Source organism: Cupriavidus sp. SS-3, assembly GCF_035818815.1.
Taxonomy (GTDB): Bacteria; Pseudomonadota; Gammaproteobacteria; order Burkholderiales; family Burkholderiaceae; genus Cupriavidus; species Cupriavidus taiwanensis_C.
Genome location: NZ_JAYLVT010000001.1, coordinates 72989 through 89830, shown reverse-complemented (window position 1 = coordinate 89830; position 16842 = coordinate 72989). Strand labels below are relative to the sequence as shown.

General features: G+C 69.5%; 15 protein-coding genes. 7 read left to right on the top strand and 8 right to left on the bottom strand.

All coding sequences use genetic code 11. The features are described from left to right. Positions 1–57: 57 nt before the first annotated feature. Positions 58–993 carry a LysR substrate-binding domain-containing protein gene (locus U9J39_RS00375; protein WP_115682126.1) on the bottom strand — a complete coding sequence of 312 codons (936 nt, stop codon included), beginning with the start codon at positions 991–993 and terminating at the stop codon, positions 58–60. Between the two features lie 120 nt (positions 994–1113). Between U9J39_RS00375 and U9J39_RS00370 the strand changes: the two genes are divergently transcribed. The 3 genes from U9J39_RS00370 (at position 1114) to U9J39_RS00360 (ending at position 5247) form a co-directional block, all read left to right on the top strand. Continuing rightward, entirely contained in the window at positions 1114–2907 is a 1794-nt protein-coding gene (locus U9J39_RS00370) for an acyl-CoA dehydrogenase family protein (RefSeq protein ID WP_326346269.1), read from the top strand. Positions 2908–3128: 221 nt separating this feature from the next. Continuing rightward, positions 3129–4103 carry a Bug family tripartite tricarboxylate transporter substrate binding protein gene (locus U9J39_RS00365; protein ID WP_116313694.1) on the top strand — a complete coding sequence of 325 codons (975 nt, stop codon included), beginning with the start codon at positions 3129–3131 and terminating at the stop codon, positions 4101–4103. 22 nt (positions 4104–4125) lie between these two features. After that, positions 4126–5247, top strand: coding sequence for a CaiB/BaiF CoA transferase family protein (locus tag U9J39_RS00360; protein ID WP_326346268.1), 1122 nt, complete (start codon positions 4126–4128; stop codon positions 5245–5247). 85 nt (positions 5248–5332) lie between these two features. On the opposite strand, the gene U9J39_RS00355 is transcribed toward U9J39_RS00360, so the two are convergent. From U9J39_RS00355 to U9J39_RS00340, 4 genes are all read right to left on the bottom strand, one after another. Continuing rightward, complete coding sequence (locus U9J39_RS00355; RefSeq protein WP_115711859.1) at positions 5333–7042, bottom strand: lactate permease LctP family transporter; 1710 nt, start codon at positions 7040–7042, stop codon at positions 5333–5335. Between the two features lie 156 nt (positions 7043–7198). Further along, positions 7199–8644, bottom strand: a complete 1446-nt coding sequence (locus U9J39_RS00350; protein ID WP_326346267.1) for a LutB/LldF family L-lactate oxidation iron-sulfur protein — start codon at positions 8642–8644, stop codon at positions 7199–7201. Then, positions 8641–9342, bottom strand: coding sequence for a LutC/YkgG family protein (locus tag U9J39_RS00345; protein WP_116313691.1), 702 nt, complete (start codon positions 9340–9342; stop codon positions 8641–8643). Before U9J39_RS00345 ends, U9J39_RS00350 begins: the two co-directional genes overlap by 4 nt. Continuing rightward, on the bottom strand, positions 9339–10121 hold the full coding sequence (locus U9J39_RS00340) for a (Fe-S)-binding protein (protein WP_326346266.1): 783 nt from the start codon (positions 10119–10121) through the stop codon (positions 9339–9341). Before U9J39_RS00340 ends, U9J39_RS00345 begins: the two co-directional genes overlap by 4 nt. A gap of 125 nt (positions 10122–10246) precedes the next feature. Between U9J39_RS00340 and U9J39_RS00335 the strand changes: the two genes are divergently transcribed. Next, a complete protein-coding gene (locus U9J39_RS00335) occupies positions 10247–10966 on the top strand; it encodes a FadR/GntR family transcriptional regulator (RefSeq protein WP_172581803.1) in 720 nt (239 codons plus the stop codon). Between the two features lie 63 nt (positions 10967–11029). Here the strand turns inward: U9J39_RS00335 and U9J39_RS00330 are convergent, their stop codons facing one another. Continuing rightward, positions 11030–12067 carry an AI-2E family transporter gene (locus tag U9J39_RS00330; RefSeq protein ID WP_115711863.1) on the bottom strand — a complete coding sequence of 346 codons (1038 nt, stop codon included), beginning with the start codon at positions 12065–12067 and terminating at the stop codon, positions 11030–11032. Between the two features lie 222 nt (positions 12068–12289). Here U9J39_RS00330 and U9J39_RS00325 point away from each other — a divergent pair, with 222 nt between their 5' ends. Beyond that, a complete protein-coding gene (locus tag U9J39_RS00325; RefSeq protein WP_326346265.1) occupies positions 12290–13672 on the top strand; it encodes an ethanolamine ammonia-lyase subunit EutB in 1383 nt (460 codons plus the stop codon). Positions 13673–13681: 9 nt separating this feature from the next. After that, on the top strand, positions 13682–14497 hold the full coding sequence (gene eutC, locus U9J39_RS00320; protein WP_326346264.1) for an ethanolamine ammonia-lyase subunit EutC: 816 nt from the start codon (positions 13682–13684) through the stop codon (positions 14495–14497). Positions 14498–14558: 61 nt separating this feature from the next. Here eutC and U9J39_RS00315 read toward each other — a convergent pair whose 3' ends face one another. Beyond that, positions 14559–15032, bottom strand: a complete 474-nt coding sequence (locus U9J39_RS00315; RefSeq protein WP_018006022.1) for an aminoacyl-tRNA deacylase — start codon at positions 15030–15032, stop codon at positions 14559–14561. An 83-nt stretch (positions 15033–15115) separates the two neighbouring features. Further along, positions 15116–16039 (bottom strand): LysR family transcriptional regulator, encoded by a 924-nt coding sequence (locus tag U9J39_RS00310; RefSeq protein WP_115682137.1) that lies wholly within the window; start codon positions 16037–16039, stop codon positions 15116–15118. A gap of 357 nt (positions 16040–16396) precedes the next feature. Here U9J39_RS00310 and U9J39_RS00305 point away from each other — a divergent pair, with 357 nt between their 5' ends. Continuing rightward, complete coding sequence (locus U9J39_RS00305; RefSeq protein ID WP_092314779.1) at positions 16397–16738, top strand: hypothetical protein; 342 nt, start codon at positions 16397–16399, stop codon at positions 16736–16738. Positions 16739–16842: the final 104 nt, after the last annotated feature.

The window sequence follows — 16842 nt, the reverse complement described above, 5'->3', positions numbered from 1 at the left end:
CCGTAAGCCAGCGGCGTTAAGCTCACGGCACGCTGAACACCCCGTTCCACGCGTACTTCACAAGCCATCGGTCCCTGGACCGGTGGCTTTTTCTTTATGGCTGCGCTTCGGCTGCGCCGGCTTGCCTGCCACCATGGCGACAAAGTGGTCGCGCGCCGGATGATCTGGCGCGGTCTTCCAGGCGCAATAGACCTCGGAGCGCACCGTGGCGTCGGCCAGCGGCCGGAACGCCGCGCCCGCCATGCCCGAGCGCGCCAGCGCCGCCGGCACCACCGCCACGCCCATGCCCTGCGACACCAGCGACACCACCGACAGCCAGTGCCGCACCTCGTGCCGGATCTGCGGAAAGAAGCCTTGCGCGGCGCACATGTCGAAGATCCGGCTGTAATAGTCGGGCGAGGCCTTGCGCGAGAACAGCACGAACGGCTCGCCGCGCAGCGATGTCAGCGGCAGCTGCGCCAGCGCGGCCAGGGCATGGTCGGCGGGCAGGCAGCAGACGAACGGCTCGGCGTGCACCAGCGTGGCCTGCAGCGTGTCCGGCACCCGGCCGGTGTGGATGAAGGCGGCGTCGAGTTCGTCATGCAGCAGCGCGTCGACCTGTTCCTGCGAATTCAGCTCGGTCAGGGCCACGTGGATGCCGGGATAGGCGGCCTCGAACTCGCGCAGCGTCTGCGGTAGGCCGCGGTACAGCATCGAGCCGACAAAGCCCACGCGCAGGCGGCCGATGGCGCCCGCTTCGATCTCGCGCGCCAGCACCCGCGCGGCCTCGGCCTGCGCCAGCAGCGCCGTGGCCGACTCGCGGAAGGCCCGCCCGGCCGCGGTCAGCCGCACGCCGCGGCTGTCGCGGTCGAACAGCCGCGCCCCGACCGAGGCCTCGAGCTGCTGGATATTGAGCGACAGCGGCGGCTGCGAGATGGCCAGCCGGCGCGCGGCGCGGCCGAAGTGCAGTTCCTCGGCCAGCACGAGGAAGTAACGCAGGTGGCGGAATTCCATGGCGATACAGAAATTATATGGATCAAGCCAATTTTAGAATTAGACGCAAATCCTTGGGGTTTGAATAATGGAGGCCAAAGGGGCCGCAAGCCGGCGCCCAAGCAAACCAGGAGACCAGCCATGCCATCCAGCGCCGTGCGCGACATCCCCCAGCAACACCCGGCCGCGCCCGCTGCGCATCCGGTGCCGGACCGCCACGGCGGCAGCCTGTTTGCCGCCGACCCGGACCTGCGCGCGCTGCTGCCGCTGTACCTGCCGCCGGACCTGTTCAGCCACCTGCTGCCGCACCTCGAGCGCATGGGCGCGCTGGCCGGCGGCGTGCTCGACGAGCTGGCCGGCGTGGCCGACCGCAACCCGCCGGAACTGACTTACCGCACCCGCGCCGGCGTGGATGCGCAGCGCATCGACAAGCACCCGGCCTATGTCGAGATGGAGCGCGTGGCCTTTGCGGAATTCGGTCTCGCCGCGGCCTCTCACCGCGGCGGCGTGCTGGGCTGGGACAAGCCCATGCCGCCGGCGGCAAAGTACGCGCTCACGTATCTGTTCGTGCAAGCGGAGTTCGGCCTGTGCTGCCCGCTGTCGATGACCGATTCGCTGACACGCACGCTGCGCAAGTTCGGCGATCCGGCGCTGGTCGGGCGCTTCCTGCCCAACCTGACCACCCAGGTCTTTGACGACCTGTACCAGGGCGCGATGTTCATGACCGAGCAGGGCGCCGGATCCGACGTGGCCGCCACCGCCACGCGCGCGGTGCGCGATGCCTCGGCCGAGGGCGGCTGGCGCCTGCATGGCGACAAGTGGTTCTGCTCCAATCCCGATGCCGCGCTGGCGATGGTGCTGGCGCGCGTGGAAGACGAGGCCGGCAACGCCGTGCCCGGCCACAAGGGCGTGTCGCTGTTCCTGCTGCCGCGCAGGCTGGCCGACGGCAGCGCCAACCACTACCGCATCATCCGGCTCAAGGACAAGCTGGGCACGCGCTCGATGGCCAGCGGCGAGATCCGTCTGGAGGGCGCGCATGCCTACCTGGTCGGCGAGCCCGGCCGCGGCTTCGTGCAGATGGCGGACATGATCAACAACTCGCGCCTGTCCAACGGCGTGCGCGCCGCCGGGCTGATGCGCCGCGCGTTGACCGAGGGCCTGTTCATCGCCCGCGAGCGCCAGGCCTTCGGCAAGCGCCTGCAGGACATGCCGCTGATGCGTCGCCAGTTGCTCAAGCTGACGCTGCCGACCGAGCAGGCCCGCACCATGGTGTTCCAGACCGCCGAGGCACTGCGCCGCGCCGACGCCGGCGAGCCCGACGCCTACGCGCTGATGCGCATCCTGACCCCGCTGATCAAGTTCCGCGCCTGCCGCGACGCGCGCAAGGTCACCGGCGACGCCATGGAGATTCGCGGCGGCTGCGGCTATATCGAGGAATGGAGCGACCCGCGCCTGGTACGCGACGCCCACCTCGGCTCGATCTGGGAAGGCACCAGCAATATCGTCGCGCTCGACGTGCTGCGCGCGGTCCGGCGCGAGGGGGCATTGCCGGTGTTGCAGGCGCACCTGGCCGGGCTGCTGGCCGATACCCCGATGCAGGCTGACGCCCGCGCCGTCGTCGAAGGCGCCATCGCCAGCGCTGCCCGACTGGCCGGCCAGGCCGCCGCGGCCGGTGCCGACGGCGAGCTGCTGGCGCGCCAGGCGGCCTCGGCGCTGTACCACGTGACCAGCGCGGTGGCGATGGCCTGGGAAGCCGGACGCATCGGCTCGGTGCGCCGCATGCGGCTGGCGCAGCTGGTGCTGCGCCACCGCGTGCTGCCGCAGGATCCGCTGGCGGCAAGCGCCGAGCCGGCCTGGCTGGCCGAGACCGTGGCGCCCGCCGACGATGGCGTGGTGCGCGCCGCCGGCGCGGTCGATGCGGTTAACGTGTTCTGACATCGCTTGCCCGAACCCGCTGTTTGCTCCCCTCTCCCGCGTGCGGGAGAGGGGCCGGGGGTGAGGGCAGGCGGTGGCATACCGAAAGCACCGACTTCGTGAGAGGCTCCCGCCCTCTCCCCAACCCTCTCCCGCAAGCGGGAGAGGGAGCACCCCCAACCCCAGCGCCCCAACCATCCCGCCTACCCCGCGGGAGACGTCCTACACCAGGAGACAACGCCATGAAACTCTGGCACCGCGTCGCGGCCATCGCCGCGTGCTCGCTGTTTATCGCCCCCGCCTTCGCGCAGAAGGACTTCCCCTCGAAGCCCATCATGATGGTCGTCACCTATCCGCCGGGCGGCCCCACCGACGCCATGGCCCGCACGCTGGCCGCCGCGCTCAAGACCAGCCTGGGCCAGCCGGTGGTGGTCGAGAACCGCGCCGGCGCCGGCGGCAATATCGGCGCCGAGGCGGTGGCGCGCGCCGAGCCCGACGGCTACACGCTGATGTTCGGCACCTCGGCGCCGCTGGCGATCAACGTCAGCCTGTACCGCAAGATCAACTACGACCCGGTCAAGAGCTTCACCCCGGTGATCCAGATCGGCCAGCTGCCCAACGTGCTGGTGGTCAATCCGTCGGTGCCGGCGAAGAACGTCAACGAGCTGATCGCCTACGGCAAGGCGCATCCCGGCAAGCTGACCTATGCCTCGTCCGGCAATGGCGCTTCGTCGCACCTGGCTGGCGTGCTGTTCAACAACGTCACCGGCACCGATTTCCAGCATATCCCGTACAAGGGCACCGGCCCGGCGCTGAACGACCTGCTGGGCGGCCAGGTCAGCATGACCTTCACCGACGTGCTGACCGCGATGCCCTTCATCAAGAGCGGCAAGGTGCGCGCGCTGGGCGTAACCACCAAGGCGCGCTCGCAGGCGCTGCCCGACGTGCCGACGGTAGCCGAGCAGGGCGTGCCCGGGTTTGACGTGTCGGTGTTCTTCGGCGTGGTCGCGCCCGCCGGCACGCCGGCGGAGGTGGTCGGCAAGCTCAACCGCGCCTTTGCCGAGGCGCTGAAGCAGCCCGACGTGCGCAAGACGCTGCAGGCGCAAGGCCTGGAGTTCGCCCCGTCGACCACGCCGGAGCAGCTCGGCAGTTTCGTCAAGGCCGAGGTGGGCAAGTGGCGTGCCGTGGTGCAGAAGTCCGGCGCCCAGCTTGACTGACAACGCCCGGAGGATTGCAGCCATGACCCAAGCCCGTCCCGGCGCGCTCGCCGGCATCCGAGTGGTCGACCTGTCGCGCATCCTGGGCGGCCCGTACTGCGGCCAGATCCTGGGTGACCACGGCGCCGACGTGCTCAAGATCGAACCGCCGCAGGGCGATGACACCCGTACCTGGGGCCCTCCCTTCAAGGATGGCGTGGCGTCGTATTACTTCGGCCTGAACCGCAACAAGCGCGTGATGCGGCTGGACCTGACGGCCGAGCCGGACCGCGAGGTGCTGCTGGCGCTGCTGGCCGAGGCCGACGTGCTGGTCGAGAACTTCAAGACCGGCACGCTGGAGAAGTGGGGCCTGGGCTACGACGTGCTGTCGGCGCGCTTCCCGCGGCTGGTCCATTGCCGGGTGTCCGGCTTCGGCGCCGACGGTCCGCTGGGCGGCCTGCCCGGCTACGATGCCGCGATCCAGGCCATGTCCGGCATCCTGAGCATCAACGGCGAGGCCGATGGCGAGCCGCTGCGCGTGGGCTTGCCGGTGGTCGACATGGTGACCGGCCTCAACGCCGTGATCGGCGTGCTGCTGGCGCTGCAGGAGCGCGCCCGCAGCGGGCGCGGGCAGTTCGTCGAGGCCGCGCTGTACGACTCGGGGCTGTCGCTGCTGCATCCGCATGCGGCCAACTGGTTCATGAGCGGCAACACGCCGCAGCGCACCGGCAATGCGCATCCCAACATCTATCCGTACGACACCGTCGCCACGGCCACCGACCCGGTGTTCCTGGCGGTGGGCAACGACCGGCAGTTCCGCATCCTGTGCGAGCACCTGCAGCTGCCGGCGCTGGCCTACGACGAGCGCTACGCCACGGCCGGCGCGCGTTCGGTCAATCGCGTCGCGCTGAAGGCGGAGCTGGAAGCGCGCATGCGCACGCTCGACGGCAAGGCGCTGGCGGATACGCTGGTGACCGCGGGCGTGCCATGCGCGCCGGTGCTGTCGGTGGCAGATGCCTTGCAGCATCCGCATACGCGGCACCGCGAGATGGTGGTGGAGATGGAAGGGGGGTACCGGGGCCTGGGTGCGCCGGTGAAGTTGAGCCGGACGCCGGCGACGTACCGGCATGCGCCGCTCACTGAAGGGGACGAGTTCCTGGAGTAGGGGCGGCGTGGTCAGCTCTCACCGCTGGTTTGCTCCCCTCTCCCGCAAGCGGGAGAGGGAGCACGCAAGCGGTGCGATACGGGCATCACCCGGGAATCATCCCCGGCAGCCAGTACGCCTGCACCATCGTCATCACGCCGATGATCACCGCGAACAGCAGGCTGTGCTTCACCGTGAAGCGGAACAGCTCCGATTCCTTGCCCACCAGCCCGGTCGCAGCGCAGGCCACCGCGATCGATTGCGGCGAGATCATCTTGGCGGTGACGCCGCCGGTGGTGTTGGCCGCGACCATCAGCGTGTCGGACACGCCGATCTGGTGCGCGGTGGTGTTCTGCAGCGCGCAGAACAGCGCATTGGACGAGGTGTCGGATCCGGTCAGGAACACGCCCAGCCAGCCCAGGAACGGCGAGAAGAACGGGAACGCCGCACCGGTGCCGGCCAGCAGCAGCGCCAGTGTCGAAGACATGCCGGAGTAATTGGCGACAAAGGCGAATGCCAGCACCAGCCCGATCGACAGCACCGGGCGCGCCAGTTCCACCAGCGTTTCGCCGAACGTGGCCAGCAGGTCGCGCGGCTTCATGCGCAGCAGCACGGCGGAGATCAGCGCGGTCAGCAGGATCGCGGTGCCGACGGCGGAGAGCAGGTCGATCTTCAGCACCGCGTCATAGGCCTTGGGCGTGGCCACGATCGGCGCGGCCTTGATCACCAGTTGATCCAGACCCGGGACCTTGAACTTCAGCACCGTGCCCGCCAGCGGGCCGTTGGCGGCGAACAGCGCCTTGAACGGCTGCAGGCTCCACACCGTGACGATGGCGGTCAGGATGCCGAACGGCGCCCATGCGCGCAGCGTCTGCGCCAGCGTGTAGGGCGACGCCTTGCGGCTTGCCATCGCGCCGCCGAAGCCGCCGCCAAAGCCAGCGAGCGCGACCGTGCCGCCACTGACGTTGCCAGCGCTGCCGCCGGCTCGCTGCGACGCGCTGCGCGGCTGCCACACCTTCAGGAACGCCGCCAGCGACACCAGGCTCACCAGTGCCGACGTGATGTCCGGCAGTTCCGGCCCGATATGGTTGGAGGTGAAGTACTGCGTCACGGCAAAGCTGCCGCCGCACACCAGCGCCGCCGGCCAGGTCTCGCGCACGCCCTTGGCGCCGTCCATCATGAACACCAGCCAGAACGGCACCAGCAGCGACAGCAGCGGCAACTGGCGCCCGGCCATGGCGCCGATATGGAAGGGGTCGAGGCCCGTCACCTGCCCGGCCACGATGATGGGAATGCCCATCGCGCCGAACGCCACCGGCGCGGTATTGGCGATCAGGCACAGTCCCGCCGCGTACAGCGGGTTGAAGCCCAGCCCCACCAGCAGCGCCGCGGTGATCGCCACCGGCGCGCCGAAGCCCGCCGCGCCTTCCAGGAAGGCGCCGAAGGCAAAGCCGATCAGCAGCATCTGCAGGCGCTGGTCGTCGGTGATCGACAGCACCGAGGCGCGGATCACGTCGAACTGGCCGGTCTTGACCACGATCTTGTAAAGGAACACCGCGGTCACGATGATCCACGCAATCGGCCACAGGCCGTAGGCAAAGCCGAAGCCGGCCGCGGCCAGCGCCTGCTGCGCGGGCATGCCATAAGCGAAGATTGCCACGGCCAGCGCCAGCAGCAGCGTCACCGCCGCGGCGACATGGCCCTTCATGCGCCAGACCGCGAGCGCGATGAAGAAGAACACGATGGGGATCGCTGCCGCCAGCGAGGACAGCCACAGGCTGCCCAGTGGTGTGTAGAGTTGGGTCCAGGGTTGCAAGGGTGGTCTCCTGATTTGGTGGTGGTTTGGGAAAGCTTTGTTGTTGTGGGATGCGTGATGACGTCAGTCCGCGCTTGTGTGCTCCCTCTCCCGCAAGCGGGAGAGGGGAGCAAACAAGCGGGCGTGGGGAAGCGTCAGCGCCGCGCCCGGCGCCGCCTACTCCGGCTGCCCCTTTTCCTTCAGCAGGTCCGCCAGGCTCTTCGCCGCCGGTTTCAGCGGCGTGCGGTGCTGCGTCCAGCCCAGCTGCCGCGCCGGTGTCAGCGCGCGCAGCCGCGTCGCGGCCCAGCGGAACAGCCGGTACGCCGCCGGGTGCGCATAGGCGCCGCTCCAGAAGCGCCACACCAGGTGCTCGCCACGGCTGTACTTGGCGCCCTGGCCGCGCAGCGGGTTGGCGACCGGTTGGTCGGGCGCGCGGTTGGCCTCCGTGCGCAGGCGCACCAGCAGTTGCGGGATCGGGATGCGCACCGGGCAGACCTCGCCGCAGGCGCCGCACAGGCTCGAGGCGGTGGCCAGGTCGGCGGTGGCGTCCAGCCCCAGCAGATGCGGCGACAGGATCTTGCCGATCGGGCCCGGGTAGGTGGTGCCGTAGGCGTGGCCGCCGATGCGGGTGTAGACCGGGCAGTGGTTCATGCACGCGCCGCAGCGGATGCATTGCAGCGTGGCGCGCAGCTGCGCGTCGGCATAGGCCTGGGTGCGGCCGTTGTCGAGCAGCACCAGGTGCACTTCGCGCGGGCCGTCGCGCTCGCCGGCGCGGCGCGGGCCGGAGATCAGGTTGAAATAGGTGGTGATGGCCTGGCCCGTGGCGGAGCGCGTCAGCAGCGTCGACAGCGGCACGATGTGCTCCAGCCTGGCCACCACCTTCTCCATGCCCATGATGGCGATATGCACGTCGGGCACGGTGGTGGAGAGCCTGCCGTTGCCCTCGTTCTCCACCAGCCACAGCGTGCCGGTGTCGGCGGCGGCGAAGTTCACGCCGGACAGGCCGATGTCGGCCTCGACGAAGGCCTGGCGCAGCGCGCGGCGGCCGGTCTGGATCAGCGCGTCGACGTCCTCGGTATAAGGCGTGTCGGGGATATGCTCGGTGAACAGCTGCGCGATATCGCCCTTGGTCTTGTGGATCGCCGGCATCACGATATGCGAGGGCTTCTCGCCGGCCAGCTGGACGATGTACTCGCCCATGTCCGACTCGATGCACGCCACGCCGCGTTCAGCCAGGAAATGGTTCAGCTCGATCTCCTCGCTGGCCATCGACTTGCCCTTGATCACGCGCCTTGCCTGCCTGGCGCTGGCGATGCCGTGGATGATGGCGTTGGCCTCGTCGGCGGTCTCGGCCCAGTGCACCTGCGCGCCGGCGGCGGTCAGCTTCTGTTCCAGCTGCACCAGTAGGTCCGGCAGGTTGGCCAGCGCGTGCTGGCGCACCGCCTCGCCCAGGTCGCGCAGGCGCTCGAGCTCGTCGGCGTCGGGAAACTGCGCCAGGCGCTTGCCTTGCAGGAAGTCCATCGCGCCGCGAAAGCTCTGGCGCAGCTTGGGGTCGTCCAGCGCCTCGCGGGCGCGGGCCTTGAACGCCTGCGGCGCAACGAACTGCAGGGTTTGCTCGCTCATCGCGCGGCCTCCGCGTTATCGGTCTCGATCACCACCCACAGCCGGCGCGGACCATGCGCGCCGTAGGCCAGGGTTTGCTGGATGTCCGAGGTCTTGGACGGGCCGGAGACCAGCACCAGGTTGGTCGGCATGCCGCCGGCCCAGCGCTCGGCGCGGGCGGCCATGTGCAGGTCGTCATGCAGTGTCGAGGCCCGCACCAGCGCCACATGCAGCGGCGGCACCAGCGACACCGTGCGCGGCGAGCCCGCGTCGGGCGCCAGCACCAGCGTGCCGGTGGCGGCGATGCCGGAGCGCGCCACGGTGAAGCCGGCATCGACGGTGTCGAACAGTTCGGCCTTCCACGCCTCGAGCGGGCGGTCGTAGCCGATGGCTTCGATCGCCGCCGGCAACGCGGCTGCCAGCGCCGCGCCGGCCGGACTGGCCGGATCGAGCAGCAGCCGCTTCACGCCGGCCCTGGCCAGTTCCGCAGCCAGCAAGGCGGGCCAGGCGGTGGAGTCGGCGCACCAGACCTCGGCATGCAGGCCCTGCAGCGCGGCCTGCATCGCGGCGACGCGGTCGCCCGTCGCTGACGTGCCGTGGCGGCGCGCTTCGAAATGGCTGTCGATGCGCCGATCGAGCTCAGTGGTTTGCGGTGATGGCACGGGCGCGGCGGCGCGCAGCCGCCCCAGCATGCGTTCGCGGGCGCCAGGCGTGCTCATGCGGCACCTCCGGTACGGCGCCACAGGAAGCTGGCCAGGTGTTCTACCTGCAGCGGGGCGCGGTCGTGCGCGGCGGTATGGCCGATATTGAGCAGGCAGCCGCAGTCGGCCGAGACCAGGCGGTCGCAGCCGGTGGCGCAGGCCGACGCCACCTTGTCGCGCACCATGGCGCCCGAGATATCGGGATGCTTGAGCGAGAAGGTGCCGCCGAAGCCGCAGCATTCCGACTCGCGCGCATGCTCGACGCGGGTCACGCCCGGCAGCGCATCGACCAGGGCCACGCCGTGCCCGCGCGTGCCCATTTCGCGGCGCGCGCCGCACGAGGTATGCAGCACGATGCGCTCCGACGGCTGGGCCGACGACGCGGCAGTGCCGAAGTCCACCTTCAGCACGTGCAGCAGGAACTCGCCCAGCTCGTAGACACGCCCGGCCAGTTCGCGCGCCTTCGGGCCGGCCACCGGATCGTCGGCAAAGAGCTGCGGCCAGTGGTGCCGCATCATGCCGGCGCACGAGCCGGACGGCACGATCACGGGCCATGGCTGGCCGAACAGGTCGAGCTGGGCTCGCGCCACCGCGCGCGCCGCGTCCGGGTTGCCGCTGCTGTAGGCGGGCTGGCCGCAGCAGCTCTGGCCGCGCGGGAAATGCACGGTCAGGCCTTCGCGCTCGAGCAGCCGCACGGCATCGAGGCCGGCCTGCGGCACGAACATGTCGACCAGGCAGGTGGCAAACAGGTAGGCCTGCGTGGGGGCAGGGCCGCTGGGGTACTGACGATCCTTCATGTCTCGCTCCACACGTGCTGGGTCGCACGTTTGGGCGCATAATTCCCGCTTCCGCGCGGCGGTTCAAATTGGTCGGACCAATTCAGAATGCGCTCCGCGCACGTTCAGGAGCGAGGGAATACGGCATGACGGCAGCCAGGCACGGGAATGCCCGCGGACGCGTGGAGTCGGTGATGCGGCGCATGGAAACCGCGCTGCTCGACGGCACCTGGCCACCCGGCACGCGCTTGCCGGCCGAGCGCACGCTGGCCGAGCAGTACGCGGTGGCGCGCAACACCGTGCGCGAGGCGATCCAGCGCCTGGCCGCGCGCGGCCTGCTGCAGAGCCGGCGCGGCGCGGGCGTCTATGCCACCGACCAGCTGCGCGCCGGCATTGCCTCGCCGTGGGGCCAGCTGGTGGCCGACCATCCCGCGCTGCGCGAAGACATCCTGGAGTTCCGCCGCGTGCTGGAAGGCGCCACCGCCTACTTCGCGGCGTTGCGCGCGGATGCCGCCGACGTGAAGCGCATCCGTGCGCTGATGGCCGAACTGGAACGCGCGCGCGCCGCCGACGACAAGCAGGCCGAGGCCGATGCCGACGCGCAGCTGCATGACGCCATCGCCCAGGCCTCGCACAACACCATGTTCCTGCACCTGCATACCAGCGTGATCGGCATGCTGCGCGAGCACATCACCATCAACGGCACCGGCCTGCGCGAACAGGACGACGGCGCCTCCGACCTGCTGCTGCTGCAGCACCGCACGCTGTGCGATGCCATCTGCGCGCGCCGCCCCGAAGAGGCACGCACGGCGATGCAGACCCACATCGACTTCGTGCGCAGCCGCGTGGAGCAGGACGGGGCCTGAATACCGAGGCGGTTGAGGCCGGGAGTTGGTCCTACCACCGGCCCGGCGTGCCGGCCACTGCCTTCAGATCAGCCCGGCACCGGCCAGTTCGCGCTTCAGGTACGCGTAGAAGATCGGCCCGGCGATCACGCCCGGGATGCCGTACAGCGTTTCCATCAGCAGCATCACCATCAGCAGTTCCCACGCCGCGGCCTGGATGCGCGCGCCGATGATGCGCGCGTTGAGGAAGTACTCGAGCTTGTGGATCACCACCAGGAACACCAGCGAGCCCACCGCGATCGGCAGCGATACCGACAGCGAGGCCACCACGATGGCCGTGTTCGAGATCAGGTTGCCCAGCACTGGCAGCAGGCCCGCGACAAAGGTGATCACCACCAGGGTCTTGCTCAGCGGCAGGTGCACGCCGAACAGCGGCAGCACCAGCAGCAGGTAGAGCGCGGTCAGCACGGTGTTGATGGTGGAGATCTGGATCTGCGCGAAGATGAACTGCGAGAACGCCTGCTGCAGCGTGCGCGCGCGCGCCACCAGCGCGGCTGCCAGCGGGCGCCGGTTGGGCCGCGCCACGGCGCGGTACAGCGCCACCATCGCGCCGATCACCAGGCCGATCAGGATATGCACCAGCGTGCGCAGTACCTCGGCGCCCAGCTTCTGCGCCATCGCGGCGTGTTCGCGCAGCGTGTCGATCAGCGTGTTGGCCAGTTCGTCGACGCCGTTGGGCAGCGCGTCGCTGACCCACGGCGGCAGCTGCCCGCGCGAGCGGTCGATGATGTCGGCGACGTGGTTGAGCAGGCCGTCCAGGGTATTGCCCTCGCCGCTGACGAAGCGCACCAGCAGCCAGCCCGCCAGCGTCAGCCCCAGCAGGATCAGCGCCGACAGGATTGCCACCGCGAGCGCGTCGTGGCGCTGGTGCAGGCGCTTCAGGCGCGGCGCCAGCACGTCCACCAGCGAATACAGCAGCAGCCCGGACAGCAGCGCCGCCACCAGGTTGGCGTGCAGCACGGTCCAGAGCGCCAGCACGGTCAGCAGGTAGGCGACGGTGCCGACGCTGTACCACGCGGCCGGCGGCAGGCGCGGGGTGACGGTCGGTTCGGGGTCTTTCATCGGTGTCTCCGGCATGCAATTTGCTGAAAGGAATTCTGGATTCTCGCCGATCCAGGTGTAATGGCTGCGTCAGTCGCTGCTTGGTTCGCACTTGCCGCCGCGATCTGGCGCCGATGTTGGCATATCGGCACACGCAAAGGGTGTCTATATTAGGGGGAATCGTGCGCGGCCCGCGGCTTGCCGCGCGATCCGTGTTTGTCGCCAAGTCCGGGAACGCAACGCATGGCCTACACCCATACCATCGGCAACCACCGCCACGTCTTTGCCGACCTGCGCACGCTGCTGGCCAGGGCCAGCCCGGCGCGCGCCGGTGATGCCCTGGCGGGCCTTGCCGCGCAGAGCGAACAGGAGCGGATGGCGGCCAGGCTGGCGCTGGCCGAGGTGCCGCTGACGCGCTTCCTCAACGAGGCGCTGGTGCCTTATGAAGACGACGAGGTCACGCGCCTGATCCACGACCGCCACGACGCCGCCGCCTTTGCCGCGATCGATGCCACCACCGTGGGCGACCTGCGCAACTGGCTGCTGCGGCACGAGACCGACAGCGCCACGCTGGCGCGGGTGGCGCCCGGCATCACGCCGGAGATGGCGGCGGCGGTGAGCAAGCTGATGCGCAACCAGGACCTGGTCGCGGTGGCGCGCAAGTGCCAGGTGGTCACGCGCTTTCGCAGCACGGTGGGGCTGCCGGGCCGGCTGGCGGTGCGGCTGCAGCCCAACCACCCGACCGACGACCCCAAGGGCATTGCCGCGTCGATCATCGACGGGCTGCTCTATGGTTGCGGCGATGCCACCATCGGCGTCAATCCGGCCTCGGACAACCTCGGCGCGATCGTCTCGCTGCTGCGCATGATCGACGAGCTGCGCAGCCGCTTCGACATCCCCACGCAGTCGTGCGTGCTGACCCATGTCACCAACACGCTGCGCGCGATCGGCCAGGGCGCGCCGGTGGACCTGGTGTTCCAGTCCGTTGCCGGCAGCGAGCGCGCCAATGCCGCCTTCGGCATCAGCCTGTCGCTGCTGGCCGAGGCGCACGACGCCGCGCAGGGGCTGGCGCGCGGCACCGTGGGCGACAACCTGATGTATTTCGAGACCGGCCAGGGCAGCGCGCTGTCGGCCGACGCGCACCACGGCGTCGACCAGCAGACCATGGAGGCGCGCGCCTATGCGGTGGCGCGCGCGTTCTCGCCGCTGCTGGTCAATACCGTGGTCGGCTTTATCGGGCCGGAGTACCTGTACGACGGCAAGCAGATCATCCGCGCCGGGCTGGAAGACCACTTCTGCGGCAAGCTGATGGGTGTGCCGATGGGCTGCGACGTCTGCTACACCAACCATGCCGAGGCCGACCAGGATGACATGGACACGCTGCTGACGCTGTTCGGCGTGGCCGGCATCAACTTCATCATGGGCGTGCCCGGCGCCGACGACATCATGCTGAACTACCAGAGCACCTCGTTCCACGATGCGCTGTACCTGCGCGAAGTGCTGGGGCTGCGCCCGGCGCCGGAATTCGAGGCCTGGCTGCAGCGCATGGGCATTGCCGACGGCGCCGGCCGGCTGCTGGAGCCCGCGGCGCGCCAGCCGCTGCTGCAGATGGCCCACACCTTGTAAGGCACCGCGATGACGGCCAAACGCCAGGCGCCCGCCAGCCCCGCTCCCGCCCCGGCCGAAGCCGACCCGTGGCAACGGCTGCGCCGCTTCACGCGCGCGCGCATCGCGCTGGGCCGCACCGGCCACAGCCAGCCCACCGACGCCGTGCTGGCCTTCGGCCTGGCCCATGCCCAGGCGCGCGATGCGGTGCATCTGGCGCTCGAGATGGGCACCGTCACCGCGGCGCTGGATGCGGCCGGGCTGCCGCACGTGGCCGTGCACAGCGCGGCGCCGGACCGCGAGCACTACCTGCGCCGCCCCGACCTGGGCCGTCGTCTCGACGAAGCCAGCCGTAAGCGGCTGGACGCGGCACGACCGCAGCAGGCGCCTGATGTGGTGTTCGTGATCGCCGATGGCCTGTCCGCGCTGGCCACGCAGCGCCATGCGCTGCCGCTGCTTCAGGCGGCGCGCCAGCGTCTGCCGCAGGGCTGGCAGATCGGCCCCGTGGTGGTGGCCGAGCAGTCGCGCGTGGCGCTGGGCGACGAGATCGGCGAGCGCCTGGGCGCGCGCCAGGTGGTGATGCTGATCGGCGAGCGGCCCGGGCTGAGTTCGCCCGACAGCCTCGGCATCTACCTGACCCATGCGCCGCGTGTCGGCCGCACCGATGCCGAGCGCAACTGCATCTCCAATGTGCGCCCCGAGGGGCTGTCCTGCGCGCAGGCCGCCGAGCGGCTGGTGTTTCTGCTTTGCGGCGCGGCGGCGCTCGGGCGCTCCGGCGTAGACCTGAAGGACGACAGCGCGCCGGCGTTGCCCGCAGGCGCCGAGGCATCGCCACAGATCCGCTGAAACAGCAAAACGGCCACCGCGCGGGCCGCAACCCGCGTGGTGGCCGTTGCCGTCGCACCGCTTACATCATGCGGCGCGAGAACTGCCCATGCCCCGCATCCGACATCAGTTGCTTGAACTGGTCGCCGCTCATGTGCACCAGGTCCTGGTGGTCGCCGCCCTCGAAATACACTTCGGGCTGCTGCATCAGGCTGTCGTCCACATAAGTTGTCATGCCGTATGCCATCGCCACCGGCGGAATCGCGCCGAGGTCGCAATCCTTGAATATCTCGCGGATCTCGTCCTCGTGCGCCAGCACCAGGTTGCGCCCGGTCTGTTCGCAGATGGCCGCCATCTGCAGGTGATGGCTCGAAGGGATCACAGCGGCAACGTAGCCGCGTTCATCCTCCAGCAACAGCGTCTTGGCCAGCCGGTCCCCGGGCACGTGCGCGGCCTCTGCCGTGGCCATGCTGCTCAGGGTGTAGGGGTGGCGGATGATGTCGTAGCGGGTGTTCTTGCTGCTCAGGCAGTTAGCGAGCGTACTAGCCAGGGCCATGATTGCTCCTAGGTTCCGGATGCGCCGACGGTTATCCTTGTGCTCCTAATATAGTGCGCCGGCGCCATGGCGATGGCCTGCGGCTAGCGGTGCAGCCGCGGCCACACCGCCTGCAGTTCGGTCTTCAAGAAATTCAGCAGGTAACGCGTGGCCAGGGTCTGGTAGCGGTTGGGCATGGTCAGCATGTAGAGCTTGCTGCCGAACACGCTGATGCGGTAGTCGGACAGCAGCGGCACCAGTGCGCCGCTGTCCAGTTCCGCGCCGATCGCATAGATCGGGAAGATGCCGACGCCCAGGCCGGCCAGCACCGCCTCTTTCAGGAAGGCGAAGTTCTCCGAGCTGAGCGTGGGCTCGAGCACCACTTGTTCGCGCACCTCGCCATCGTTGCCGCCTTCGCGCGAGCCCGATGCCTTGAGCTTCTGCCCCACCGGCGACGCGCACACGATGGCATGCGACTGCAGCCCGGCCAGTGCCTGCGGCGCCGGGTGGCCGGCAAGGTACGCGGGCGCGGCGCAGACGATCCAGTCGACCGCGCCGATCTCGGTGGCCACCACCGAATCCGGCGGCGTCGAGATGATGCGCAGCGCCACCTCCACGTCCTCGGACACCAGGTTGTGCACGCGGTTGTCGAACACGACATCCAGGGTGATGTCCGGATAGCGCTGCTTGAACCGCACCAGCAGCGGCGACAGCAGCGAATGGCCCAGCCCGGTGGGCACCGACAGCCGCACATGGCCCTGCAGGCTCTTGCCCATGTTGCTGATCAGCGCATTGGCCGCCGCGACCTCGCCCAGGATATTGCGGCCGTGCTCGTACAGGCCGGCGCCCACCGGCGTCGGCTCGACATGGCGCGTGGTCCGGCGCAGCAGCTGCACGCCCAGCTCTTCTTCCAGCGCCTTGAGCCGGTAGCTGACATTGGCGCGCGTCATCTTGAGCTTGCGCGCGGCCGCGCTCAGGTTGCCGGCGTCGACGATGTCGACGAACAGGCGCAGGGCGTTCAGGTCCATGGGGTGATCAGGAAAAGACAGGGGCGGTGACGGCCCCCGTATATTGCCATGCCGGCGGCATGGGGCCGGCGGGCGCTCACATACCAGTGGAGCGCGGTCTTGAGTGGCCCAAGCCTCTTCATGCCGGGCGGGACTTACGTCCCAGCCCTATGTTGCGATGCAGCATGGGCGGCGTGACGACGAAGTTTTCAGCCTTTGCGGGCAATTGTTCCGCTAAATGGACACCGATATCCGAATTGGCACCGTCCGGCGCCGTGCCGCAATGCGATGTTGCGCGCACTGCGGCTTGCGCTGGGCGCGGGTCTGGGCAATGATTCGAGCCGGACCCTCAACTGGCCTTCTGCGCCCCCGTTTGCCATGCACCGCTCGTTGCGCCGATGGCTGTGCCTGCCTTTGTTCTTTGCCGGCGCCAGCGCCTCCGCCCAGGATCTGGTCGAATGCAAGCGGATCGAGCATGACCAGCTGATCATCGCCTCGCAGGAAACCCTGCTGTTCCTGCGCTGCCGCGCGCGCCAGGTCGCGTACGAGGCGCCGCGCCTGAAGGGCGTGTCGCAACGCGTCAAGGACGACCTGGTGTTCGCGTGCCTGGACCAGGCCGACGCCGTCGAGCACCAGCTGCGGGTGCGCCACGGCTATTCGCGCGAAGCGCTGGCGCGCCAGCGCTGCGAACTGTCCGGCGCGCTCACGCCTGGCGGGTGAAGCCGGGATCTCGCTGAGCCAGGCAAGCGCCGCCACGCGTTTATCGACGTGATGGCTTCGGCTCATCCGCTCGGGATTGGCGCTAATCCCTGCTGCCGTTGCAG

Coding starts and splice junctions, on each gene's coding strand:
- U9J39_RS00375 (WP_115682126.1), bottom strand. CDS start 993: ATGGAATTCCGCCACCTGCGTTACTTCCTCGTGCTGGCCGAGGAACTG.
- U9J39_RS00370 (WP_326346269.1), top strand. CDS start 1,114: ATGCCATCCAGCGCCGTGCGCGACATCCCCCAGCAACACCCGGCCGCG.
- U9J39_RS00365 (WP_116313694.1), top strand. CDS start 3,129: ATGAAACTCTGGCACCGCGTCGCGGCCATCGCCGCGTGCTCGCTGTTT.
- U9J39_RS00360 (WP_326346268.1), top strand. CDS start 4,126: ATGACCCAAGCCCGTCCCGGCGCGCTCGCCGGCATCCGAGTGGTCGAC.
- U9J39_RS00350 (WP_326346267.1), bottom strand. CDS start 8,644: ATGAGCGAGCAAACCCTGCAGTTCGTTGCGCCGCAGGCGTTCAAGGCC.
- U9J39_RS00345 (WP_116313691.1), bottom strand. CDS start 9,342: ATGAGCACGCCTGGCGCCCGCGAACGCATGCTGGGGCGGCTGCGCGCC.
- U9J39_RS00340 (WP_326346266.1), bottom strand. CDS start 10,121: ATGAAGGATCGTCAGTACCCCAGCGGCCCTGCCCCCACGCAGGCCTAC.
- U9J39_RS00335 (WP_172581803.1), top strand. CDS start 10,247: ATGACGGCAGCCAGGCACGGGAATGCCCGCGGACGCGTGGAGTCGGTG.
- U9J39_RS00330 (WP_115711863.1), bottom strand. CDS start 12,067: ATGAAAGACCCCGAACCGACCGTCACCCCGCGCCTGCCGCCGGCCGCG.
- U9J39_RS00325 (WP_326346265.1), top strand. CDS start 12,290: ATGGCCTACACCCATACCATCGGCAACCACCGCCACGTCTTTGCCGAC.
- eutC (WP_326346264.1), top strand. CDS start 13,682: ATGACGGCCAAACGCCAGGCGCCCGCCAGCCCCGCTCCCGCCCCGGCC.
- U9J39_RS00315 (WP_018006022.1), bottom strand. CDS start 15,032: ATGGCCCTGGCTAGTACGCTCGCTAACTGCCTGAGCAGCAAGAACACC.
- U9J39_RS00310 (WP_115682137.1), bottom strand. CDS start 16,039: ATGGACCTGAACGCCCTGCGCCTGTTCGTCGACATCGTCGACGCCGGC.
- U9J39_RS00305 (WP_092314779.1), top strand. CDS start 16,397: ATGCACCGCTCGTTGCGCCGATGGCTGTGCCTGCCTTTGTTCTTTGCC.